The organism is Rhodopirellula baltica SH 1 (assembly GCF_000196115.1).
Taxonomy (GTDB): Bacteria; Planctomycetota; Planctomycetia; order Pirellulales; family Pirellulaceae; genus Rhodopirellula; species Rhodopirellula baltica.
On sequence record NC_005027.1, the window covers coordinates 3763575 to 3786197 of the forward strand.

Annotated in this window: 24 protein-coding genes and 3 pseudogenes; 11 read left to right on the plus strand and 16 right to left on the minus strand. The window is 56.2% G+C overall.

Annotated elements, in window-relative coordinates; genetic code table 11:
- Positions 1-130: 130 nt before the first annotated feature.
- The 7 genes from RB_RS14440 to aroF all read right to left on the minus strand — a co-directional run bounded on the left by RB_RS14440 (position 131) and on the right by aroF (position 5059).
- Positions 131-694, minus strand: coding sequence for a phosphopantothenoylcysteine decarboxylase (locus RB_RS14440; RefSeq protein ID WP_011121238.1), 564 nt, complete (start codon positions 692-694; stop codon positions 131-133).
- The gene (locus RB_RS14445) at positions 694-966 is read right to left on the minus strand and encodes a DNA-directed RNA polymerase subunit omega (protein ID WP_007326729.1); all 273 of its coding nucleotides are present in this window, start codon (positions 964-966) and stop codon (positions 694-696) included. Before RB_RS14445 ends, RB_RS14440 begins: the two co-directional genes overlap by 1 nt.
- Positions 951-1580, minus strand: coding sequence for a guanylate kinase (gene gmk, locus RB_RS14450; RefSeq protein WP_007326728.1), 630 nt, complete (start codon positions 1578-1580; stop codon positions 951-953). Before gmk ends, RB_RS14445 begins: the two co-directional genes overlap by 16 nt.
- A 9-nt stretch (positions 1581-1589) precedes the next feature.
- The gene (locus tag RB_RS14455) at positions 1590-2540 is read right to left on the minus strand and encodes a YicC/YloC family endoribonuclease (RefSeq protein ID WP_164922036.1); all 951 of its coding nucleotides are present in this window, start codon (positions 2538-2540) and stop codon (positions 1590-1592) included.
- Positions 2541-2614: 74 nt separating this feature from the next.
- Positions 2615-3178 (minus strand): preprotein translocase subunit SecG, encoded by a 564-nt coding sequence (secG, locus tag RB_RS14460; RefSeq protein ID WP_164922037.1) that lies wholly within the window; start codon positions 3176-3178, stop codon positions 2615-2617.
- 52 nt (positions 3179-3230) lie between these two features.
- Positions 3231-3995 (minus strand): triose-phosphate isomerase, encoded by a 765-nt coding sequence (gene tpiA / locus RB_RS14465; RefSeq protein WP_011121241.1) that lies wholly within the window; start codon positions 3993-3995, stop codon positions 3231-3233.
- Positions 3992-5059, minus strand: a complete 1068-nt coding sequence (aroF, locus tag RB_RS14470; RefSeq protein WP_011121242.1) for a 3-deoxy-7-phosphoheptulonate synthase — start codon at positions 5057-5059, stop codon at positions 3992-3994. Before aroF ends, tpiA begins: the two co-directional genes overlap by 4 nt.
- A 304-nt stretch (positions 5060-5363) precedes the next feature.
- Here aroF and RB_RS14475 point away from each other — a divergent pair, with 304 nt between their 5' ends.
- Together RB_RS14475 and RB_RS14480 are read left to right on the plus strand one after the other, a co-directional pair.
- Positions 5364-5945: an RNA polymerase sigma factor gene (locus tag RB_RS14475; RefSeq protein ID WP_011121244.1), complete on the plus strand. Its 582-nt coding sequence runs from the start codon at positions 5364-5366 to the stop codon at positions 5943-5945.
- 49 nt (positions 5946-5994) lie between these two features.
- Positions 5995-8652, plus strand: coding sequence for a VWA domain-containing protein (locus RB_RS14480; RefSeq protein ID WP_011121245.1), 2658 nt, complete (start codon positions 5995-5997; stop codon positions 8650-8652).
- 116 nt (positions 8653-8768) lie between these two features.
- On the opposite strand, the gene RB_RS14485 is transcribed toward RB_RS14480, so the two are convergent.
- The 3 genes from RB_RS14485 to RB_RS14495 are packed head-to-tail and all read right to left on the minus strand — an operon-like array spanning position 8769 to position 11510.
- Positions 8769-9563, minus strand: coding sequence for a DUF4184 family protein (locus tag RB_RS14485; protein ID WP_007332026.1), 795 nt, complete (start codon positions 9561-9563; stop codon positions 8769-8771).
- 41 nt (positions 9564-9604) lie between these two features.
- The gene (locus RB_RS14490; RefSeq protein WP_007326720.1) at positions 9605-10477 is read right to left on the minus strand and encodes an SPFH domain-containing protein; all 873 of its coding nucleotides are present in this window, start codon (positions 10475-10477) and stop codon (positions 9605-9607) included.
- A 1-nt stretch (position 10478) separates the two neighbouring features.
- Entirely contained in the window at positions 10479-11510 is a 1032-nt protein-coding gene (locus RB_RS14495) for an SPFH domain-containing protein (RefSeq protein WP_007332028.1), read from the minus strand.
- Between the two features lie 309 nt (positions 11511-11819).
- On the opposite strand from RB_RS14495, the pseudogene RB_RS28570 reads away from it, so the two are divergent.
- The 6 genes and pseudogenes from RB_RS28570 to RB_RS28595 all read left to right on the plus strand — a co-directional run.
- Positions 11820-11871 (plus strand): annotated as a pseudogene (locus RB_RS28570) (hypothetical protein); the annotation flags it as partial.
- Positions 11870-11920 (plus strand): annotated as a pseudogene (locus RB_RS28575) (DUF1589 domain-containing protein); the annotation flags it as partial. The pseudogenes RB_RS28570 and RB_RS28575, both read left to right, overlap by 2 nt.
- Positions 11911-12018 carry a hypothetical protein gene (locus RB_RS28580; RefSeq protein ID WP_390175263.1) on the plus strand — a complete coding sequence of 36 codons (108 nt, stop codon included), beginning with the start codon at positions 11911-11913 and terminating at the stop codon, positions 12016-12018. The pseudogene RB_RS28575 and the gene RB_RS28580, both read left to right, overlap by 10 nt.
- Before the next feature lie 51 nt (positions 12019-12069).
- Complete coding sequence (locus RB_RS28585; RefSeq protein ID WP_390175265.1) at positions 12070-12162, plus strand: hypothetical protein; 93 nt, start codon at positions 12070-12072, stop codon at positions 12160-12162.
- Positions 12144-12188: pseudogene (locus RB_RS28590) on the plus strand (hypothetical protein); the annotation flags it as partial. The gene RB_RS28585 and the pseudogene RB_RS28590, both read left to right, overlap by 19 nt.
- Positions 12189-12294: 106 nt before the next feature.
- The gene (locus tag RB_RS28595; protein WP_390174743.1) at positions 12295-12390 is read left to right on the plus strand and encodes a hypothetical protein; all 96 of its coding nucleotides are present in this window, start codon (positions 12295-12297) and stop codon (positions 12388-12390) included.
- 7 nt (positions 12391-12397) lie between these two features.
- Here the strand turns inward: RB_RS28595 and pheT are convergent, their stop codons facing one another.
- From pheT to rpmI, 4 genes are all read right to left on the minus strand, one after another.
- Positions 12398-14443 carry a phenylalanine--tRNA ligase subunit beta gene (pheT, locus tag RB_RS14510; protein ID WP_011121251.1) on the minus strand — a complete coding sequence of 682 codons (2046 nt, stop codon included), beginning with the start codon at positions 14441-14443 and terminating at the stop codon, positions 12398-12400.
- Positions 14444-14634: 191 nt separating this feature from the next.
- Positions 14635-15678, minus strand: a complete 1044-nt coding sequence (gene pheS, locus RB_RS14515) for a phenylalanine--tRNA ligase subunit alpha (RefSeq protein WP_011121253.1) — start codon at positions 15676-15678, stop codon at positions 14635-14637.
- A 9-nt stretch (positions 15679-15687) separates the two neighbouring features.
- On the minus strand, positions 15688-16044 hold the full coding sequence (gene rplT, locus RB_RS14520; RefSeq protein WP_007332030.1) for a 50S ribosomal protein L20: 357 nt from the start codon (positions 16042-16044) through the stop codon (positions 15688-15690).
- 158 nt (positions 16045-16202) lie between these two features.
- Entirely contained in the window at positions 16203-16409 is a 207-nt protein-coding gene (gene rpmI / locus RB_RS14525) for a 50S ribosomal protein L35 (protein ID WP_007332031.1), read from the minus strand.
- Positions 16410-16859: 450 nt separating this feature from the next.
- Here rpmI and RB_RS14530 point away from each other — a divergent pair, with 450 nt between their 5' ends.
- The gene (locus RB_RS14530) at positions 16860-17900 is read left to right on the plus strand and encodes a PQQ-binding-like beta-propeller repeat protein (protein WP_011121256.1); all 1041 of its coding nucleotides are present in this window, start codon (positions 16860-16862) and stop codon (positions 17898-17900) included.
- Positions 17901-17944: 44 nt separating this feature from the next.
- Here the strand turns inward: RB_RS14530 and RB_RS14535 are convergent, their stop codons facing one another.
- Complete coding sequence (locus tag RB_RS14535) at positions 17945-18388, minus strand: response regulator (protein ID WP_007326711.1); 444 nt, start codon at positions 18386-18388, stop codon at positions 17945-17947.
- Between the two features lie 425 nt (positions 18389-18813).
- Between RB_RS14535 and RB_RS14540 the strand changes: the two genes are divergently transcribed.
- Both RB_RS14540 and feoB read left to right on the plus strand, forming a co-directional pair.
- Complete coding sequence (locus tag RB_RS14540) at positions 18814-19044, plus strand: FeoA family protein (RefSeq protein ID WP_007326709.1); 231 nt, start codon at positions 18814-18816, stop codon at positions 19042-19044.
- Positions 19041-21056, plus strand: a complete 2016-nt coding sequence (gene feoB / locus RB_RS14545; protein ID WP_007326708.1) for a ferrous iron transporter B — start codon at positions 19041-19043, stop codon at positions 21054-21056. Before RB_RS14540 ends, feoB begins: the two co-directional genes overlap by 4 nt.
- 31 nt (positions 21057-21087) lie before the next feature.
- Here feoB and RB_RS14550 read toward each other — a convergent pair whose 3' ends face one another.
- Complete coding sequence (locus RB_RS14550; protein ID WP_011121260.1) at positions 21088-22620, minus strand: MlaD family protein; 1533 nt, start codon at positions 22618-22620, stop codon at positions 21088-21090.
- Positions 22621-22623: the final 3 nt, after the last annotated feature.

Sequence of the window (22623 nt, forward strand, 5' to 3'; positions counted from 1 at the left end):
ATGCACGACCATTCAATCTTAGACCAAATGCCGGCACGAATTGTGCCAAAGATCTCACTCGCAATGTCACACCCAAATCGCCTTGCAACCGATTTCATTGGCGACGCATTGTCGCACGGTACGTCCGCTTTCAGTCGATTTGCGCTGCGCGATCGGTGAACAATGCTTCCAACGTCTTCAAAATGGTGACTGGTTCACTCATACGACCGGTACCTTTGACGCGGCAACTGAGCCAACCGTCCTCGGGTCCGACCAGATGGCAACCATCCTCCTGAAGCGTTTGCACATTTCGCTGAACCGCCACGTGGTTCCACATCGGATCGCTCATCGCGGGTGCCAGCAACACCGGACTGGTGTTCTGCAGATACAACGTGCTGATCAGATCCGACGCCATTCCCTGAGCGAACTGAGCCAGCAAATTCGCGGTCGCGGGTGCCACAACCATCGCGTCAATTTCGCGAGTCAGCTCGATGTGGCTGCCCAGCGGAAATCTCGCATCAAAGACTTCATGAACGACCGGACGGCCCGAAAGCGCCGCCAAGGTCGCATCACCGATGAATTCGGTGGCCGCTCGGGATGTGACCACCTGAACTTGATGGCCAGCCTGTGCCAATTTGCTGCACAGGTCGGCCGCTTTGTACGCGGCGATTCCACCACCAATCGCCAACAGAATCCGCCGCGTCTTGGGTTCCATTACAGGTCCGAAGGATCCAGTTCAGGAGCTTCGCTAGCGGCAACGATGGCATCGAGGTCGTCGACCGTTTCGATCTCGTTTTCCATGTTCAGAAAGATCTTGTCCTGGACAATTTCTTGCAACACGATCGACATTTTGTCGTGCGTGTCCACGCTGACCAACGCTCGGCTGCCCTGGTTGAGCTGGACGAGACGTTTCTGGATCAAGGTGCTGAGTTTGAAACGGCCACCGATCTTGTTGACGATTTCTTCTTCTTTCAGTTCTTCGAGCACGGCGTCGTTTTCCTTTGATCCAGTAAGATCTGGCAAATTTCGGTGACAGCGTTGTCGACCGATTCATTGATGATTTCGTATTGATAACGGCTCAAGCATTGCATCTCAGCCGCGGCGGTTTCGAGTCGAGCAGTCAGAGAAGATTCTGATTCGGTGCCACGGTTTCGCAACCGTCGTTCCAACTCTTCCATGCTGCCGGGATGCACAAAGATCGTCACGGGGCGGTAGTGAGGGTCATCCAGGACCGCCATCGCGCCTTGCACATCAATCTCTAAAATTACCCATTTCCCGGCATTCAGGCCAGTGGCAACTTGGTCCTTTAGTGTGCCATACCACTGTCCCATGCTGAAAACTTGCTTGCATTCGACAAAGTCATTCAGCTTTCGGCGGCGTTCGAATTCCTCGTGGGACAGGAAAAAGTAGTCTTGCCCGTGGATTTCGCCCGGACGAGGCTCGCGAGTCGTGGCGGAAACGCTGAGTTGCAACGGCACGTCGCAACGTTTCATCAATTGCTTCACAACCGTCGACTTTCCCGCACCGCTGGGCCCAGAAATGATGACCAGACGGCCAGGATGGGCAGTCTCGTCGGCGGATGAGCAAGAAGGATCGTTCATATTCGACGGTTACTCCAGATTCTGAACGAGTTCACGCATGCGTTCGATCGCGCACTTGATCTCCACCACGTGCTCAGCAATTTCCGCGTCGCCGGCTTTGCTGCCGATGGTGTTGGTTTCGCGATTGAGCTCCTGAATAATGAAATCAAGCTTTCGCCCGACCGCTTCCCCGCGACTGCCCGATTCGCTAGAAGCCGTCTCCGCCGAGTCGCCAGCCAAAACGCCTCTCATCAGTCCCAAATGACTTCCCAACCGCGTTAGTTCTTCGCTGATATCGGATCGGTCCGCGAAAAGTTGGACTTCTCGGATCAAATCCACCGGGTCGCCCACCGACAATCCGTTCTCAGACAATGCCTTTTCGATGCGTTCTCGCAAACGCTCTTGGTATCGAGCCACAACCTGAGGACTGCGTTTGGCGATTTCCTCGCAGCGAGCCTGAATCAGCGTCATGTCTTGCTCGATCGATTCGGCCATCGCGATGGCTTCATCCGATCGCATCTGCTTGAACCGATCCAGTGCCGATTCAATGCTTTCCTGAACCAGTGACCACTTGGCCGCCAAAGCTTGCTCATCGGACGATCGGTTCTGCGATCCGGCAGAAGGCGATTCCAGCACACCTGGCATCTGCATCAGGTGAGCCAAATCAATGTTGGTTGAGGTGACGGCATCACCCATCGCCAAAGAATCAGCGACTTGCGCCAGTTGTTCGGCGTACGAACGCACCACATCGGCATTGATGCGAGGCAGATCAGCTCCGGGTGGCGGCGTGAACCGCACCTGCACCGTGACGCTGCCACGATGCAAATGCTGACGGACCAATGCCTCCATTTTGGGCTCAAACTCCGAAACCGAATCACTGGTACGGAGAATGATCTTCAGCCCACGATTGTTGACCGAGCGAATCTCAGTGACGACCGAACCGGCGGCAGTGGAGGTTTCGCCCCGGCCCTGGCCGGTCATGCTGCGCAGCGAAGGGTAGGGCGACCCGCCGTGCGGTGAAGAGGAATTTACTTGCGTGCGAAGAGACGCCTGCGTCACGGAGTTTCCTCATCCGAAGTGGTTTCAGCTTCGGTCGTTTCAGCCGCTTCTGGTTCAGCTTCTTCGGCCGATTCAGCTGCATCGGAATCGCCCGAGGACAACGAACCAAATGAATCAATGGCAGCTTCCAGATCGCTGGCTTCATCGCGATCAGCCCCCGTCGGAACAACCAATCCGCTGGTGATGTCTTCGACGTCATCGCCAGGTCCCGACTGAATTTGCGAATCACTGGTGTCGGCGACGGCGGGAGTGTGAGCTCCCAATTGATACATGGCGAACGCACAAACCAGTGCCCACACGGCGGCGGTGCCGACGGTGATTGCGGTAAATGTGTCACCAGCCTTGCTGCCAAACGCGGACTGACCACCGGGTCCCCCCAGGGCTCCAGTCAATCCACCGCCTTTGCCGCGTTGGATCAAGATCAGCAAGATCAAGAACACCGACAAAAACGCCATCAACCAACCCAGCACGACGCTCATGAACGAGGCCAAGGGCAGGGCGGGAATCAGTTGATTGACCAACGACGCGGGTTGGAGCAAAGAATCGAAAGCGACACTCACGGCGAACAGTCCGTTGAAATGGAAAGGTTGTGGGAACGAATACGAAGTCAGATCAGGCGGAGGGAGCCGCTTTGATGATTCCAGCGAAATCATCCACTTTCAAGCTTGACCCGCCGACGAGAGCCCCGTCGATATTAGGTTGGGACAACAATTCTTCTGCGTTGCCCGGTTTCACACTGCCACCGTACTGAATTCGGATTTGTTCGGCGACTTCGGTCGAGAACATTTTTCCCAAAAGCTCACGAATGAAGGCGTGAACCGCTTCAGCTTGCTCTTTGCTAGCAGTTTTGCCAGTCCCGATCGCCCAAACGGGCTCGTAGGCGATGACAATATTCGCGGCGCGAGCTTCGTCCAAACCTTCCAGCGACCCGCGAATTTGCGTTTCGATGACCGATTCGGTGTCGTCCGCTTCGCGTTGTTCGAGGGTTTCGCCCACGCAAACGATCGGAACCAAGTTGCCAGCCAACGCGGCGTGCAGCTTTTTCGCGACACAAGCGTCCGTTTCGCCCATCAATTGGCGACGCTCGCTGTGCCCCAGAATCACAAATCGACAACCGACGTCGGTCAACATCGACGCGTTGACTTCACCGGTGAAGGCACCGTCTTCGGCGGCGTACAGGTTCTGTGCCCCCAATTCCACGGGAGTCCCAACGACCGCGTCCGCCACGCCACTCAGGTAAACCGACGGGGGGCACAAAACGACTTCGACAGCGGGCGACTTGCCAACCGCGTCGACAATGCCTTTGGCAAGCGACGCGCCGGACTCGGCACGCATGTTCATTTTCCAGTTACCAGCAATCAGAATGCGACGACTCACGCGAGGGCCTCGGTTGGCGGGGTGTGTTTAGTGGTTGAGTTCGGAAGAGGTGAGATCGTTTTGCCCAGTAGTTCAGCCATCGCGGCCATCTTCTGAACGATCTCGTTGTATTGTTCGGGCAACAAGGCTTGAGCCCCGTCGCTTTTGGCTTCTTCGGGACAATCATGGACTTCGATGTGCACGCCATCCGCACCCGCGGCTAATCCGGCCAACGCACACGGCGGAATCAAATCCGGCCGGCCCGTGGCGTGCGACGGATCAACAATGATCGGCAAATGCGTCAAACCTTGGACAGCCGGCACAGCAGCGACGTCGTAAAGGTTCCGAGTCGATGGATCGAAACTCTTGATGCCGCGTTCGCAGAGCACCACGTCAGGGTTGCCTTGTGAGAGCACGTACTCGGCGCTCATCAGCAAGTCTTGAATCGTCGCCGCCATCCCACGTTTGAGCAGGACGGGGCGTTTGGTTTTGCCGACCTCGGTCAGCAACACAAAGTTCTGCATGTTGCGAGCACCGACCTGCAGCATGTCGGAATACTCCGCCACCAACTCCACATTTCGTGGGTCGGTGATCTCGGTCACAACCGGCACACCAAACGCATCGCCGACTTCCCGCAGGATCTTCAGGCCGGCTTCGCCTAAACCTTGAAACGCGTAGGGGCTGGTTCGCGGCTTGTAAGCTCCACCGCGAAAAAGGTTGGCTCCTGATTTGACGACGCTCTCGCCGATCCGCATCATCCGGTCGCGATCTTCGACGCTGCACGGCCCAGCGATCATGGCCAGGTTGCCTCCACCGATCTCCACACCCGACACGTCGATGACGCTGGATTCAGGGTGAGCTTCTCGGGAGGCCAATTTGTAAGGGGGCAAAACGGGAACGACTTGATGCACGCCGGGGATCGATTGAAGCTGTTGTTCGGTGGTGAGACTCTCGTCACCAATCATGCCGATGATCGTGCGAAACGTCCCGCGGCTGAGGTGCGTCTGGAACCCCATCGACTCGACCTTTTGGAGCACATGGTCGATCTGATCGTCGGTCGCGCCGTTTTTCAGAATCAATATCACGTCAGAATCCGCGAAATGGCCGGTGGGTGGGGAGGCAGACTGCTAAAAGAGACCGCACACCATAGCAGTCGACCCGCTAAATCGTCGAGAGGAGCTGTTTTCAGGGTTGAGGGGCCTGGTGCCCCCGACAATGGCGAAGATTGAAATAGCCAAGTAGGCCGTACCGGAGCAACGCGGAGTTACGGCACCCCTGAATCTTCCCAATCTTTTTCTGCCATCCTCCTAAGAAATCCGCCCCCCACTCGTTGAGTACACGGAGGCGGCACGATTCGCCTCCCTTTTCTTCCTCTCGCAATGAACCGCCATGAGTCAACCGGCCTCCATGTCCGCGGCCGAGGACCTCGTCGATCCAGGTGCGTCCGAACCGGATTCGTCCGGACAGGATTCTTCTGGGACTCGGAATACCGAGTGGATCGCCGAGGTCGTCGACCAGTTCCAGCGTCCTTTGTTGGCATATGCCACCGGGATGTTGGCGGATCGCACCGCCGCCCAAGACGCCGTGCAAGAAACGTTTTTGCAATTGTGTCGCAAACGGCCGAACGATTTGGTCGACCGTTTGGCCCCATGGCTGTTCACCGTCTGCCGCTCACGAGTGATTGACATGCAACGCAAACGATCCCCTGACCGATTGGATCCTGACGCGGTCGCCGTCATCGATCCCGCCCCGCGTCCCGACGCGGTGGCCCAAGACCACGAGGCCCACGAACAAATCGCGGCTTCGATTGAAACGCTATCGCCCCGACAACGCGAAGTCATCCAGCTTCGAATGCAGGCTGGACTGAGTTACCGAGAAATCGCTGACGTCACCGGCATGACCGTCAGCAACGTCGGCTTTCATCTTCATCAAGCCGTCAAGTCGCTTCGCGATGGTCTGGCCGTCACCTGAAGCCTGACCACTTCTTCCAATTCATTCTTCCGTCATCGGATCATCGATCATGTCCAATTCATCCACTTCTCCTCCGTGGGACGACCCTCGCGTCACGGCATTCGTTCTGGGCGAACTGCCTGAGAACGAAGCCGCTCAGTTCACCGAAGAGATGAACGCCAACCCTGAACTCGCCACCGCCGTTGAAGAAGCTCGCGCGGTCACCGAGCAAGTCGAGTCGTTCTTCCACTCCGCCGCGGTCCCACCACTGGAATCCAACCGAGTCGAAAGCATCGTCCGCGAAAGCGAAACGGTTCCAGCGGCAGACGAGAAGGCTGCGACGGGTTTGACTGCTGGCACTGCTTGGTACCAAGCGAAATGGGTTCAGTGGGCAGTCGCGGCCAGCGTCGTTGGAATCCTTGTTGGACTTTCGATCCCAACGATCCAGAGTTCACGAGAAACAGCCTTCAATCACCAACCATCAACAGGCGATATCGCCACCGATCAATCGGGTCCCGAATTTTCGGACACGATGGTGATGGATGAAGAGATGCAACTCGAAGATGTCGAGATGGTTTACCAATCATTCGACGGTTCCGCTGCCAAATCAATGCCAACGGAAACGAAGGCCGAGGGCGAGTCCTTTGGCTTGCAAGCAGCCAGCCGAGTCTCAGGAATATCGCCTGCCGCCGAAGCCACTTCATCGGATGCGAGCCCACGAACCATTGCCGAGTCCTCGCTTTCTTCGGCGAACGAGCGAGCCGTAAGGTCGAGACGAGCCAAGCGAGCTGAGGACCCAGCGATGGACATGGGAATGGACTCCATGACGATGGGCGGCATGGCTATGGAGATGGACATGGACATGCAGATGGCTGGCCCGGCAATGGACGACATGGGCATGGGAATGATGGGCGGAGGAATGGGCGGTGCGTCGGTCGACAGCAGCGTGACTCCTCGCTTCGCTCGCGAAGACGGCTCATTGTCTGCCAATTCCCCCCTTTCGTTTACTGCCCCGAAAGACGAGGCGCCAACCGCCCCCCGCGAACCCTCAGCTGGAAAACCAGTGGTGGGCGACTTTGCAGTGGCTCCCGTTCCGGAACAGCTTGGGCGTCAGCAATTTGACTTCCGTGCTTCGCGGGGACGTACGCTCGAACGCCAACTGGGAGAAACCGAGGAACTGGCACCGACATCAGACCGACTGGCCATCTTGCCACCCACACCCGATGGCGAAGGCCAGGGGCCTGGCATGTCAGGTGACAAATTCGAACCGATCCAAGAAAACGAATTCCGACGCGTCGCCGATGATGCGCTCAGCACGTTTTCCATCGACGTTGACACCGCCAGCTACGCGAAAGTCCGCAGCTACCTGCAACGAGGCCAACTGCCACGTCCCGACTCGGTTCGCATCGAAGAACTGATCAACTATTTCGATTACCAGTACACGCCCCCATCGGCTGAAGATCCCGTTCCGTTCTCTTCCGCAATGGCGGTCGCCTCCTGCCCATGGAATGAAAACAATCGGTTGGTGCGAGTTGGCATCCAAGCCAAAGACATCGACCGCAAAGAACGCCCGCGTTGCAACTTGGTGTTCTTGATCGACACCAGCGGATCGATGAAGCGTCCCAATAAACTGCCGTTGGTCATCGAAGGCATGAAGGTGCTGCTCGACCAACTGAAAAACAGAGATCGTGTGGCGATCGTGGTCTACGCGGGCTCTTCGGGATTGGTGCTGGACTCGACCCCGGTCAAGCAAAAGAAGAAGATCATTCGCGCCCTGTCAGCTCTCTCGGCCGGTGGCAGCACCAACGGTGGTGCCGGTTTGCAACTCGCTTACCAAACCGCCCGAGAAAACTTCATCGAGGACGGCGTGAACCGAGTCATCCTGTGCAGCGATGGCGACTTCAATGTCGGAATGACGGGCACCGATCAATTGGTTGCCGAAGCGACTCGCCAATCCAAATCGGGCACCGAGTTGACCGTGCTGGGTTTCGGAATGGGTAACCACAACGACGCCATGATGGAACGCATCTCCAACTCCGGCGCAGGCAACTACGCTTTCGTCGACACCATCGCCGAAGCCAAAAAGGTCCTCGCGGATCAGGTCGCCGGAACGCTGTTCACGGTCGCCAAAGACGTGAAGATCCAAATCGAGTTCAATCCCGCGGTCGTCTCGGCCTACCGATTGATTGGTTACGAAAACCGGGTCTTGGCAAAGGAAGACTTCAACGACGACAAGGTCGACGCTGGTGAAATTGGAGCCGGGCACCGCGTGACGGCTCTGTACGAGATCGCTCCGGTCGGCAAGCTTCCCGATTCCATTGCACCCGATGTCGATCCACTGAAGTATCAACCCAGTGGCGAGGAAAATCCCGATTCTCAGGAGGCAAACGAACCTCGAGTTCCCAAGGACTCTGACGAGTCAGCGACAAAGGAAATTCTGACGCTGAAGATTCGTCACAAGCCACCGCAAGGCGACGTCAGCGAGAAGCTCGCATTTCCGCTGGTCAACGAAAGCGTGCCCTTCCAGGAAGCCGACACCGACTTCCAATTCGCCGTGGCGGTCGCCGTTTTCGGGATGCAACTTCGCAACAGCACCCACGCTGGAACATGGACGATGGACGACGTGATCGCCACCGCGACGAATGCCAAGGGCGATGACGAACACGGCCTCCGAGCTGAGTTCCTGGAACTGGCACGAACAGCGGAACGATTGATCGTCAACGACTGATCACTCGCCTGCACCATCAACTGTAGCTCGGTGGCCCCCCACCGAGACGAGCACTGAGAACCAGACCATCGTTCACGATGGAGACCATCGTGCTACAGGTTCACGGACTCGCACGTCTATTGATCAGAAGACGCTTCCGCACGCGACCAAATCGTGTGCATGACGACGCTGTAAACAACCAGCGCCACAATCATCAATGCACCGAAGATCATCACGCTTTGACGAAGCGCAAACGCAACGCCGTAGTCCGAATGCACGGCATACACCCACGACGCGTGAACCAACATCAACAAACACGCCACCGCCATCACCGACAGCGTGACCGAATCCGGGATACGCGTTCGCTTGGGTTCCGGACCGCCTTCGGGCTGCTTCCACAACCACCTCAGAGCGAACACGCCCATGGGTGGCAACAAGAACAGCGACGACAAGTGTTGAGCCACCGCGTACCAACGCACAATGCGCCCCGAGATCGAGAACGCTTCCGAAGATAAAAACGGTATCGCGATCATCGATCCCCATCGATGCTGGTGCGTGAACGAATCCCAAAGCACATGGGTCGACGCACCGACCAAAACGCAAACCGCAACCAACAAAATCGATTGCCACTCCACCGACACCGGACGATCCGCAATCGGCCGCACCTTGGTCCTCAACGGTCCCGGCAGCAACTCCACCACAGGCTGCTTGATCAGCAAGTGATAAACAAAGTACGCGGCGACGCCGACCGGAACGCAGTCGATGAACAGCCCACGAATGCTGTGAAACGATTCGTAGTCAAACAGCATCGGAAAGAAGACGCCCGCGTCGGGCACCATGCACCCGATCGCGAGAGCAGAGAACGGCAAACGCCACTTTGCCATCCACGCGATTGGAATTGCCGCTGCAACATGTGTCGGAGTGAACGGCATCGAATTTCAAATCGCGTGTTGGGCAGTCTCTACGAGCAAGCTCAGTTGGCTTGAATCAAAACATTCGCCGAGTTTGGCAAAACACTGACCGAAGCACCCGACTCAAGCAAATTCTCAGCCTCCATCACTTGAAGCACCGCTTCCAGGATTTCAGGATCTCGCTTGGCGATCTCGTTCAGTTTTTCACCCACGACGCTCGGACGCGCCGCAGCGGCTTCAGCCATCTTACTCGACACCTTCAGTGCGGTCTCACTCTTGATCAAACCCACACGGTTTTCGCCGTCTTGCTTCATCGCACTGGTCACCTGAACCAATCGTTTGACGACCTTTTCGGTGATGTTCTCGACCATATGGCGATCGGTAAAGGCAACCTTTCGGATGTAAACCGAACCCAACCGATAGCCCCACTTTTCTGACAGAGGCGACACCGCCTGCCGGACAGTTCGGGAAAGACTGTGCCGATCCTCGAGCATCTTTTCCATTTCCAAGTTGCTGAGCGTCGAGATCGTCGAACTGGTCACGTTGGCTTGCAACGAACCGTCTGGGTTCGCATTGGTGAATAAGAACGCAATCGGATCTTGCACCTGCATTTCGTACCAAATCCCCACGCCCATCGGCGTGCCTTCTTCCGAGTTGACCATTTGGCTGCGCAAGTAGTGCTGACGCAGCGCGGTGTCGACGACGTACTTCTTTCCAAAGAAAGGAATCAACATCGCCTTGGCACCAAAGTGAACCAAAGGGAATTGCAAACCGGGCGTTTTGATCTCGCCCAACACTTTGCCGAACAGAGTGAACACCTGCGACTCGCATTCAGCGACGCAGCAATACAAACCAAAGAAACGAGCGAATCCGAGCAGGATCGGAACCAACATCAACCCGAAAACAAAGCCGGGAACAAAACCAAGAACATCCATCTTATGCATTCCCTTCAATATTTGATTCGGTTTGATAAATACGTTCGGTGCGTTTGAACAACGGCACACGAAGGTTCCGCAAGTAAGCCTTCAAGCAATCCGATCCGCCCTCGGACTTGATGCTGATCAATGTCCCGGCGAGTTCATGAAGCGGTGCCACTTCGGCTTGGGCATTGTTCGTCGCAATCTCCACCGCGCGAGCACTCATCGTGATCTGCTGTTCCGAATCCGCACGCGCGGTGCTGATGTCAGCGGCGACTTGGTTGCGTGTGCTATTGATCGCGGACAACGCCCGGTCGACTTCGGCGGGCGGATCAATTTCGGTGATCAAAGCGGCATCCAGCTCAATGCCGTAGCGTCCCGTTGTCGAACGGCACTGTTCTTCCATGTACTGATTCAACAGCGGCAAATTCTTCCGCAAATCATTGATCGAAACGCCTTCTGAAAGCTCCACGGCACTCGTTTTGGATTCCACACCATCTTCACCGGTCCCGGCGATGGCTTCGGTTTCCGCCACCGCATCGGCCAACAAGCTTTGCCCCTTGGGATCAACAAAATTCGCGATCCGTTCTCGAAGCACTGAGACGAAGTATCCCATCACGTGCTCCAGCGGACTCTCCACGCCGAACAAGTACGGGTACAGATTGTTTTCACTGATCCGATAGCGAATCTGGCCGTTGACTCCCGTGGTGAGGTTGTCTTTTGTGACCGCCTCGATCGTGCTTTGAGCCTTGGATGGGTCCCAAGTCAAATCGACGGTTTGCGTCGCGACGCTGACCTTGTGAACTCGTTGCCAAGGCAACTTGAAGTAGGGACCACCGGGACCGATCACTTCGACCTGCGGGTACTCATAGCGTTCTCGCTCGTCGTCCGAGAGAGCTTGACCATCGGAACCTGCCCCGAGGCGTTTGACCGCCCCAAAGGTCGTGACCACCGCACGCTGGTCCGGCCGAACGGTGTACAAACACCCGACCAGGACTTTGAGCACGGCATAGAAGCCGACTCCCATCATCAACCCAACCAAGAAAAACACGCTGCTACCTCCAAGGGAAATGTTTCGTTCAACCTGACCTAAATGTCACCCGAACTCGACAGCGAAACGCTGCTTGAAACCCTAGCCCGCGAAGAAAGCCGGGGGGCAGTTTTCCAACAATTCATTCGCTTCCGGAGTGGATTGAATCGAATGTAGCGACTGAAAGAGGGTGACGCTCAGGAAAGAGGCAGGTTTGCCAGGAAGAGAGGGCGCGCCGGTTGGTTGGATGCTTGGCGGTGATCGTTTCGCGGCGATTCGGAGGCGAAGCTTCGAACGCGGAGATTGAAAAAGTCAAATTGACAATTTTAAATTGCAAATTGCAGACAGAGCTTCTGCCCCCAAGTAGGCCAGGTTATTACCTGGCACCCAGCCGATGCTTTGGAACAAAGCGAGGCGTCCGATCACCTCACCAGCAACCTCACAAACCTACCGGCCATTCACCTCGCCATGTCGAACATGGCCTACACAGGCGGCGGCTCGAACGCGGAGATTGAAAAAGTCAAACTGACAATTTTAAATTGCAGATAGAGCTTCCGCGCCAAGTAGGCCAGGTCATTACCTGGCACCCAGCCGATGCTTTGGAACAAAGCGAGGCGTCCAATCACCTCACCTGCAAGCTCCAAACTTGCCAGCCATTCACCACGCCATGTGAAACATGGCCTACATACGCGGCGGTTCGTGGGCGGAAATCAAAAAGCTAAATTGACAATTTCAAATTGCAAATTGCAGACAAACCTTCCGCGCCCAGGTAGGCCAGGTTATTACCTGGCACCCAGCCGATGCTTTGGAACAAAGCGAGGCGTCCAATCACCTCACCGGCAAGCTCCAAACCTGCCAGCCATTCACCACGCCATGTCAAACATGGCCTACGGAAATCTGAGAGCGATCTAGCGAAGCAATACGGCTTCGAGCTGTTTTTCGCAGGACGCGACCAACTCATTGATGATCGAATCGGCATCGCCGCCGCTGAGCGTCTCCGTCTGGCTCTGCAGTTCCATCGAGAACAACACGCGTTTCTTGTTCGGGCCGTCGACCTTTTCGTTGCGATACGTTTCGCGATAGGTCAGATCCGCTAAACGTTCCTTCGCCGCCTTGCGAACCAACCCGGCCAACTCGTTCCAACGCACCGATTCCGGCAACACCAAATTGAGGTCACGCTGAATCGATGGGAATGAACTGACCGCCTGCTGCTGCGGTACCAATCGCGATTGATTGACCAACACGTCAGCCGACAATTCCGCGGCGACAACACGGCCGGTCAACTTCCATTGCTTGACCAACTTGCCATCGACAAAACCCAGGAAGCCCAAACGCAACGGCTCTTTGGCATCGTCACCGACTAGCGTCAGCTCAACGGCACCACCCTTGGCAAAACCATCTCGCTGCACGGGACCGACGGTCAATTCACCAGGGATGCCCAAGCGATCGCAAAGCGTTTCAATGGTGCCTTTAAGAGCAAAGAAGTCTTCGCCGGCAATCAATCCAATGTGATAAGTCTCATCCGGCAGCAACGCGCTGTCGCTTCCCGCCGGTGCGGGCAAGTAAACGTGAGCGATCTCGAACAAGTCCGCGACCAAACTGGCCGAAGCCCAGTTCGCGGCGCGGCTTTGCAGCAAACTTGGAATCAACGATCGTCGCAATGTCCGGGCACCTTCTAACATCGACGTGCGAGTTTGCAGTGCAGGCAACTCCGTCCAAGGCGAGATCATCTGATCCAGCTTTTCGGTGACCACACTTGGCGTCATCGCTTCGCTGATTCCAGCCGCGGTCAACACACCACGAATGCGTTCCATCGCCGTGTCAAAACGACGCTTGCTGCTAGGAGCAACTGGAATCGGAGAGTCCTCCGGGATCTGATCGTAGCCGTGAATTCGTGCGACCTCTTCGATCAAATCGACCTCGCGAGTCAAATCATGACGCCAGCTTGGAGGGACGCACTGCAACCCATCAGCGAAGGCGGAAACCTCGCAACCGAGCGAACGCAAGATTTTGTCCAGCTCCGCGGTTTCGATTTCCAAACCCAACAATGCCGCCACTCTTTTGGGACGCAGCAACACGGTCTCGCGAGCGGGAATCTCCGGCGCGGTGTCGATGACGCCCGGTGCCACCGATCCACCAGCGATCTCGGTGATCAACTGACACGCTCGGCGACTGGCCCAATCAATCCCAACTGGATCCACGCGACGTTCAAACCGGAACGACGATGGACTGTGCAGCTTCAATCGACGCGCCGTTCGGCGAACTGACAGCGGCACAAACTCAGCAGCTTCCAAAACGATGTCGGCCGTCGCTTCGGTGACTTCCGAAGATGCTCCGCCCATCACACCGCCAACGGCCAACGCGGCGGACGAATCCGCGATCACGCAAGTCGAATCATTCAGGTCGTAATTGCGGTGATCGATGGCCTCGAGTTGTTCCTTCTCTTTGCCTGGGCGAACAACGATTTTGCCCTCGCCGACTTTCGCGAGATCGAACGCGTGAAGCGGTTGGCCACATTCCATCATCACGTAATTGGTCACGTCGACGACGTTGTTGACCACGCCAATGCCAACGGCCTTCAACGACTCCTGCAACCACTCGGGGCTGTCGCCGACCTTGACGCCGCGAATCACTCGAGCGGTGTAGCGAGGGCAGGCTTCGGGCATCTCATTGGTAACTGCAAGCGAATCATCCACCGCCGAGCCGGACTCTTGGTATTCGATCGTTGGGATCTTCAGCTTTTGATCCGTGAGTGCCGCTATCTCACGAGCCACACCAATGTGCCCCAGGCAATCACCGCGGTTGCTGGTGACTTCCAAATCGATTACGACATCGCCGTCGACGGTCTCGCTGCCTTCGTGATTCAACCCAGACAGACTGAGCCGATCAACCAACTCATCGTGGGACAGCGTCATGTCAACGTATCGCGACAACCATTTCCAAGAAACAAGCATGAGAGCGAAGTGGGCAGAAGTTGAAGTCGGAAGGGAATATGTTGCTAGGCATCACAGAACGTGGCGTCGACTGTGTCTTCACACGAGCGAAAGCCGGTAGCCGGATTCGCCAGAATTCGGACCGCGAGTTGCTTCTTCAAAGTCAGTCGACTGAAGCTAAACCCAGCTCGCGCCAACCACGTTCCGAATACTCAAAACTGTTTCAAGAATCGCAAGTCGCCGCTGTACAAGTCACGAATGTCGGTGATTCCGTGACGTCGCATGCACAGGCGTTCGACGCCGAGCCCGAAGGCGAATCCGCTGACCTTTTCTGGGTCATAACCAACGGCAGCGAACACGTTGGGATCGATCATCCCGGCACCGCCAAATTCAATCCACGTTCCGTTCCACAGGAAGTCGACTTCGACGCTGGGTTCGGTGAACGGGAAGAACGATGGGCGGAAGCGAATCTCAACGTCTTCGCCAAGATAGTTGTTCGCGAAAACACGCAGGACGGTCTTCAAGTTGGCCATCGTCACGTTCGTGTCGACCAGCAACCCTTCCATCTGATGGAACATCGGAAAGTGCGTCGCGTCCGGTGCGTCGGGTCGATAGACACGTCCGAGCGAAATGATTCGGATCGGCGGCTCAACCTGTTTCATCACGCGAATCTGAACCGTGCTGGTTTGGCTCCGCAGCAACTGAGAGCCTTCATCACCGGCACTCACTGAGCTTTTGCCCGACGGATCTTTCGCGGTCGCCAGATAGAAGTTGTCCAGTGGATCACGAGCGGGGTGATCTTCCGGGATGTTCAACGCGACGAAGTTGTGCCAGGGATCTTCGACTTCGGGACCTTCGGCAACCTCAAATCCCATCCGCCCCATGATCTCAGTCAGGTGACTGATCGTTTGGGTGATCGGGTGAATGTGCCCGAGCGACGGCCGAGTTCCAGGCAGGGTAGGGTCGAAGGTTGGGTCCGCCCCTGAATCATCCCCTCCGGAAAGGTTCTGCTGGGCGTCTTCGAACGCAGCGTTGATGGCCGACTTGACGGCATTCAGCTTCGCGCCGGCGGCAGGCTTGTCAGCCTTTTCGATCCCGCCGAGCATTTTTTGAATGTCTTTGAGCTGACCTTTCTTGGCACCCAAAAACGTCACGCGAGCTTCCTCGAGCGCTGCCGCATCGGAAGCCGAAGTGAACGCGGAATCAGCGTCCGACTGGAGTTGATCCAGCCGGGTGAGGAATTGATCGAGTGACATGATGGCGACTTAAGCTGCCAGAGTCTCTTTGACCTTGTCGCAAACCTGCTTGAAGCCGGCGGCGTCATGAATCGCCATTTCCGACAACGATTTGCGATCGAGTTGGATCCCGGCTTTGTTCAGGCCGTGGATGAACTCACTGTAGCGCAATCCGTGTTGCTTGACGGCGGCGTTGATCCGAATGATCCACAGCTTGCGGAATTCACGTTTACGGACGCGACGGTCGCGGAATGCGAATGCGCCCGAACGGAGCAGGGTTTCTTTGACGGTACGCGTCAGATTCCCGCGGCCACCGCGAAAACCTTTGGCTCGTTTAAAAAGACGCTTCTTAGATTGCCGGCGAGCGGCACCTTTGGTCGTACGCATCGAATTGAATTCCTAAATGCTGTGGTGATCTTTCGGGTCGTCCTGATTCAGGCCCCGGCAGAAAGAAAAGGTCAACGCGACCGTTCAATCTCCGAAGTTCCGCCCAACCAGGTGGCCGTAGGATTCCGTGGTGGAAATGAAGTGTAAGTCAGGTCGAATTAGTAGCTGTGGCCGTTCAGAGCTGCGTGAATGGTTGGTTCCATGCACTCAGCAACTGCGGTGGTTCCACGCAGGTTACGACGACGTTTTTTGCTCAAACCCTTGGCCAAGTGGCTGGTACCGCTTTGACGGTGCATCGCCTTGCCTTTGGCCGACAGACGGAACCGTTTTTTGGTCCCTTTGTGCGTTTTGATTTTGGTTCCCATGAGGGCATCAACACTGGTTGGATGGTGATTTTCGAAAAACGAAGCGGGGGAGCATATCGGATAGTCGTCAAAGCTGCTAGGGCGACCGCCCGGTTTCTGCACGGTTGGCAGTTTGCCGTTTCGTTGACCGGCCCCTGCTTCGGTGAGGGCGTGCAGGCTAGCACAAGGAACCGGCTGTTCGGGCAAAGATCGGCAGGAGCGACCGAATCGCTGCACAAAAGTGGCAACCAGCGGCCGTAATACCTGATCGGCTCCCCGCAGAATTCGCCCGACCCACAACAAATCGGATTCAACCCTCAGTTTTCTTGCCACGTGCAACCCTGCCATCTTCGCAAACACAGGATTGCGTAATTCTTCCCCAACGATGCCTCCCGACTAGCGGATTCGTCTATCATCGGAACCGATCGCTAAGATCCCTTCCCAAATCCCTCCTTGCAGAAGCACGTCCCCATGATTCTGAATTTGCCCGCTTTGACCGGCTCGTCCCAGACGACGACCGCGGCACTCCAGTTCCCAACCACTCGCCGAGCGTTCTTGCCGGTCATCGCCGCAACGCTGATTGGTTTTGCGATGCAAACCAGCCCCGTGTCGGCCGAAGAAACAACCGCTCAACACCGCGTGCTGCTGCACGGCAAGAAAGGTCTGGTCGTCGTCGAACCGGACGGTTCCATCGGATGGCAAATGGATTGGGGCGGCATTCACGATCTCCACCTGCTGCCAAACGGTCACATCCTGACTCGGCAAGGCCCGGCAACCGTGGTTGAAATCGACCCGAGCACAAAGTCAGTCGTATGGAGCTACGATTGCGGGAAACAGGGTGGCAACGCGGGTAAACAAATCGAAGTCCACGCGTTTGAGCCTCTCCCCAACGGCAATCTAATGATCGCCGAGTCCGGTGCTCAACGACTGATCGAGGTCGATCGTGACGGAAACATCGTTCATCAAATTGCCTTGCAGGTAGAAAAACCCAACGCACACACCGACACTCGTTTGGTACGTCGCCTCGACTCCGGCAACTACTTGGTCGCACACGAAGCTGATGGCAAGGCTCGCGAATACAATCGCGATGGCGACGTGGTGTGGGAATATGAAGTACCTTTGTTCGGCAAACAATCCGCTCGTGGTCACGGCCCAGAGGCATTCGGCAACCGGTTGTTTGCTGCGTTGCGAATGGACAACGGCAACACGCTGATCGCGTCCGGGAACGGGCACAGTGTCCTCGAGGTCACTCCGAACAAGAAGATTGCCTGGGAGATCCATCAAAACGATCTCCCCGGAATCCGCTTGGCTTGGGTCACGACGCTGCAGATTCTAGAAAATGGCAACTACGTGATCGGCAATTGCCACGCTGGCCCCGGACACCCCATTCTGATTGAGCTGGAACCCTCAACGAAGAAAGTTGTCTGGCAACTCGATCGATTCAAAGACTTTGGAAACGATGTTTCAAATTCCTTGATCATCGACGACGTTGAACTCGACTGGCTGAACTGAACCAGCCGCCCGGGCGAAGCAATCCGCCCAACCACGCTTGCGTGTTACGGAATCACAACGATCCGCCAATAGGATCGAATCAGATCGTGAAGATTCCGGCACGCATCACCGACGCGTGACTTCAAGATGTAGCCGGCAACGTTTTTCTTGTAGGCCGCGACCAAGTCCACTTCATGATCAGATGTCGTCAGCACGAAAACGACGGTCGAACAAAGTTCCGGGTCGCGGCGGATCTCCTCGAGAAACTCCACGCCGGTCATGATTGGCATGTTCAGATCAAGAAAGACCATCCGATGGGGCCCGATCGATTTGTCGGGATGCTCTCCTCGCAGAATATCTAGAGCTTCTTGACCGTTTTCTGCCACCGTCAGTGGATTGGGGACATCGTTTTTTTTGATTCCGCGTTGAAACGCCATCACATCGATTTCGTTGTCTTCCACCAGCAAAATGTGGACCTCATCCAAACTCGAAACCGTTGCATGCGACATATCAATCAGCCAAACGAAGGAAAAGTACTCGCGCGATAAAGAGAAAGAAGAAAGGGTCCGACAAACCGGCGGACAAAGACAAGCTGCGAGCAACTTGGAAGCATATCGAAATCCGCTTGTTGATCGAAACGCTCAAACCTCACAGTGCCAACGTATCATCACTGCGAACGACCGTACCGGCGTATTCTGAGGCCAACTCGCTCCCCCCACCGGGGGCGATTCGCTAATTACTGCGACTCATTGGACGACAAATAGCTGCTTTTGTGTCTGACGATGCCTCGATGCCGGTGTTGAATGAAAGATCCGTTGTGAACAATTGAACTGCAAAATTTGTGCACATTCGGAGAAACGTCCCACTACCCACCGGTCGCTCGAAGATCTAAAGTGGACGCAATCGAGAACCGTTCTCATTTACAGGTGATGACTTGATCGCTGAACTCGCCCTGGACCGTTGCGGGTCCAACAGTGCCGAAATCGTTCGTTTGGACTTGCCCGAAAACTGCGCTTCGCGTTTGAAAGCGTTGGGTTTGTTTGAAGGTCAGTTGGTCCAGTTGTCTCGCCGAGGCAATCCGCTGATCCTGAAAGCAGCAGGAAGTCGGATCGCCGTTGCTGGGGAGATCGCTCAACAGATCTTCGTTCGAGCCACTGACGGATGAGCGTTTCACCGGTTGCTCCGTGCAACTCTTCTGAAGATGCCTCCGCCCAACAGCTTTGCCAAGCTCGAGTGGTTGCCATGGTCGGCAACCCCAACGTCGGCAAAACATCTCTCTTCAACCGACTGACCAACCTGCTGGCGAAGACTTCCAACTTCGCAGGGACAACCGTGGACCGACGCACCGGCACCGCGGATTTGAACGAGGGTCAATCGTGCACGTTGGTTGACTTGCCCGGTCTGTATTCGCTGACGGCGTCATCTCCCGAAGAACAAATTGCTCGAGCATTCATCACCGGTGAATCCGAATGCCCTCCCGAGGGCGTGCTGGTCGTGGTCGACGCGACCAATCTCCAACGCAGCCTCGCCGTAGCCCGCGAAGCAATCCAATGCGGACGGCCGACGCTGGTCGCCGTCAACATGATCGAACTGGCTCGCAAGAGTGGCGTCGACGTCGACTTGGATGTCCTTTCACAAAAACTTGGCTGCCCCGTCATTGGTGTCTCGGCTCGTACCGGCGAAGGCCTGGACGAACTGAAATCCAACCTTCGGCAATTGCTGCACCCGCGAAAAATGGTTGTGCTGGGTGCTGAAGCCGAGCCGGCTGAAATTGAGTGCGGTGCATGCGGAGTTTGCCCGTTCGCCGATGGCCATCGCTGGGCGTCGACTCTCGCTCGCGAAAGCACTCGAACCGGATACGTCGCATCGGAAGAATGGACGGACCGGGTTGATCAGGTCACCACCCATCGCTTCCTCGGCCCGGTGATCTTTGTCGCCGTGATGGTTGCCGCGTTCGCGTCGGTGTTTTACCTCGCGCAGTATCCGATGGAATGGCTTGACGCCACGTTCGGATTGGTGACGGAGAAGGTCGGTGGCTGGTTACCCGAAGGCGACCTGAACAGCTTGATCACCGATGGAATTTTGGCTGGCATCGGCGGCGTGGTGATTTTCCTGCCGCAGATCTGCATTCTATTTTTCATGCTCGCCATCCTCGAGGACTCCGGTTATCTCTCGCGAGCTGTCGTCGTGATCGATCGCTGGATGCGACGCGTCGGATTGCCTGGCCAAGCGTTTGTGCCATTGCTCGCTGCCCATGCCTGCGCCATCCCGGCGATCATGTCCACCAAAGTCATCGCGAATCGACGAGACCGCTTGGCAGCGATCATGGTCATTCCGTTGATGACTTGCTCGGCCCGTCTTCCCGTCTACACGATGGTCGCCGCGCTGCTGTTTCCGTCTAGCCCTTGGTCAGCCGCGTTGTTGTTTGCATCGGCTTACGCACTCGGGATGGTCGCCGCCTTCTTCGTTGCTTGGTTGCTAAAGCGATCGATCCTGCCGGGTGAAGCTTCGCCACTGATCCTGGACTTACCTCCTTACCGCACACCTTCGCTCAGCAACGCACTTCGGCATGCTTATGAACGTGGATGGGGATTCCTGCGAGACGCGGGTGTCGTGATCCTGGCCATCAGCATTGGCATTTGGGTTCTGTCGACCTATCCCAAGCTTCCGGAAGAACGCTTCACTGAGCAGCTGCAAACAGCGGGCTTGAACGCGGAAACGCTCGAAGAGACCGACCTAGAAAATCGTCGAGCACTCGCCGCTCAGGAGTACGCGGTGATTGGACGGATGGGCAAGTTTGTTCAACCCGTTTTCGCGCCGCTTGGTTTCGACTGGAAGACCAGCGTTGGTGTGATGACCAGCTTCGCCGCTCGCGAAGTGGTCGTCTCAACGCTCAGCATTCTCTACGGCTTGGGACCTGAACCCGAGGACGAATCCTCGCTTCACGATCGACTGATGTCGGCCACCGACGCGGAAGGCAATCGAGTCTTCACGCCCGCGACATGTGTTAGCCTGCTGGTCTTCTTCGTTTTGGCAATGCAGTGCCTTCCAACACAAGCTGTCACCAAGAAAGAAACCGGCTCATGGGGATGGGCTGTGTTCCAGTTTGGCTACATGACCGTCTTGGCTTACGTCGCCGCCTTGATCGCCTACCAGACGATCTCACGGTTTACTTGAGACGCTCGATTGACCGCTTCTGAAAATCGGTCTACTTCAAACCCATTCCGTTGGGACGGTTGGTGATCGCACCGCGGACGCCCAATTGCCTTGGGTCACGAGCGATCTTGTCCGAGAAGACGCGAACGTCATCGAGAATCGGACGCAAACGTGCCGAGGCCGCTTCGATGTTCTGAACGGTACGCTGGACTTGGTAAAACAGCTCATCATCCTCGAGCAGACGACGTACGGTTCCATCACTGCTGTTGAGCGTTCGACCAAACGTATCCAACTGCACCAACGCATTGTCGACATTGGCCAAGCTCACCAATACCGCCTCGATCAACTCACCGCCGCGTTCACCCAGCGGTTCAGTGAAGGCCTCGATGTTCTCTGCCGTGCCCTCAAAACTCTTTGCTGTCGATCGAACACTGCGAAGCGTGGATTGCAATTCGTTCGCGGTTTGCGAAACGGCATCTTCGGCGACGATCCCAACTTGTTCGAACTGCCCGCCAACTTCTCGGAAGGTCTCGAACGTTTCGCGAGCGTCTTCGAGCGTGACTTTGACTTCGTCTAAAACACCTGGCAATCGATCAACCGTATCACTCACGTTTCGCTGGATTTGAGGGTCGCCAATGATTGACCGAATGTCGCGGACCAAGAAGCTAAACTCCTTGACCGCTTGTGATGCATCCCCGGCCAACTGAGTGATCGTTGGTGGAGTCTGCATGCCTGGCTGTGCGGGTAGTGGTGTCCCCAACTGAGTTCCAAACCCTTGGGGTGGCGTGAAGCCTTGCGGAGGAAGTGTTGGCTGCTGCATGCCTTGCTGTGGCAATGTTTGTTGCATCGCAACTTGTTGAATCACACCCTTCGACGCACCGTCCTGCCGACTCGAATGACTCGCCAGAACGATCGGCCGAGCCCACGCTGGTGCGGGTGCCATCGACTGAGGAAAGCCACCCATCGGAACCGATGGCGACGACACCGGTGCAGTTGGACTCAGCCCGATCACGCCTCGAACATCGCGAACCAACCCTTTGATATCACTGCCGATGTCTTGAATCGCATCGCCGGCACCACGAACGCTTCGAAAGGTGGAAACGAGTTCATCCTCCATCCCAAAAATCAACGAGAACGGGTCTTCCAACTTTTTCCCATAATCGAACAGTTCTCCATCGGTGTAGGGCTGTTCGATCAAGTCAGGATTGTCATCAAACAACCCAACCAATTCACGCCGGTCCGCTTTGCGAAACTCCAGCTTGGAGTCCCCGGTGATCAGCGACCCGATGCCAATTTGAGGAATGTATTGATGCGTCATCGAGACGCTCTCGTCCATTGAGAGGATGAGCCTCACGCCCCCTTCTTCCTGCAACCAAATGTCATCGACGCGTCCGATTTTGACGCCGTCGCGATACACCGGCGCATTGATGTTGATCCCATCGGCGGACGGGAAATAGACGTTCAATGTGTACTCGCGATTGAGAATCGCCGGGAACGCACCAAACAAGAACGTGAGGATCACCGCGATTCCAATCGCCGCGATCACGAGCACGCCCACACCAAAACGAAGTCTGCTGTCATCCATGGT

What these genes read in the sequence shown, in the direction of transcription:
- rplT (WP_007332030.1), bottom strand. Translation starts at nt 16,044, where the DNA reads ATGCGTACGACCAAAGGTGCCGCTCGCCGGCAATCTAAGAAGCGTCTT.
- RB_RS14480 (WP_011121245.1), top strand. Translation starts at nt 5,995, where the DNA reads ATGTCCAATTCATCCACTTCTCCTCCGTGGGACGACCCTCGCGTCACG.
- RB_RS14455 (WP_164922036.1), bottom strand. Translation starts at nt 2,540, where the DNA reads ATGACCGGCCAGGGCCGGGGCGAAACCTCCACTGCCGCCGGTTCGGTC.
- feoB (WP_007326708.1), top strand. Translation starts at nt 19,041, where the DNA reads ATGAGCGTTTCACCGGTTGCTCCGTGCAACTCTTCTGAAGATGCCTCC.
- pheS (WP_011121253.1), bottom strand. Translation starts at nt 15,678, where the DNA reads ATGTCACTCGATCAATTCCTCACCCGGCTGGATCAACTCCAGTCGGAC.
- RB_RS14535 (WP_007326711.1), bottom strand. Translation starts at nt 18,388, where the DNA reads ATGTCGCATGCAACGGTTTCGAGTTTGGATGAGGTCCACATTTTGCTG.
- RB_RS14475 (WP_011121244.1), top strand. Translation starts at nt 5,364, where the DNA reads ATGAGTCAACCGGCCTCCATGTCCGCGGCCGAGGACCTCGTCGATCCA.
- RB_RS14530 (WP_011121256.1), top strand. Translation starts at nt 16,860, where the DNA reads ATGATTCTGAATTTGCCCGCTTTGACCGGCTCGTCCCAGACGACGACC.
- gmk (WP_007326728.1), bottom strand. Translation starts at nt 1,580, where the DNA reads ATGAACGATCCTTCTTGCTCATCCGCCGACGAGACTGCCCATCCTGGC.
- rpmI (WP_007332031.1), bottom strand. Translation starts at nt 16,409, where the DNA reads ATGGGAACCAAAATCAAAACGCACAAAGGGACCAAAAAACGGTTCCGT.
- RB_RS14490 (WP_007326720.1), bottom strand. Translation starts at nt 10,477, where the DNA reads ATGGATGTTCTTGGTTTTGTTCCCGGCTTTGTTTTCGGGTTGATGTTG.
- RB_RS14550 (WP_011121260.1), bottom strand. Translation starts at nt 22,620, where the DNA reads ATGGATGACAGCAGACTTCGTTTTGGTGTGGGCGTGCTCGTGATCGCG.
- pheT (WP_011121251.1), bottom strand. Translation starts at nt 14,443, where the DNA reads ATGCTTGTTTCTTGGAAATGGTTGTCGCGATACGTTGACATGACGCTG.
- RB_RS14485 (WP_007332026.1), bottom strand. Translation starts at nt 9,563, where the DNA reads ATGCCGTTCACTCCGACACATGTTGCAGCGGCAATTCCAATCGCGTGG.
- RB_RS14440 (WP_011121238.1), bottom strand. Translation starts at nt 694, where the DNA reads ATGGAACCCAAGACGCGGCGGATTCTGTTGGCGATTGGTGGTGGAATC.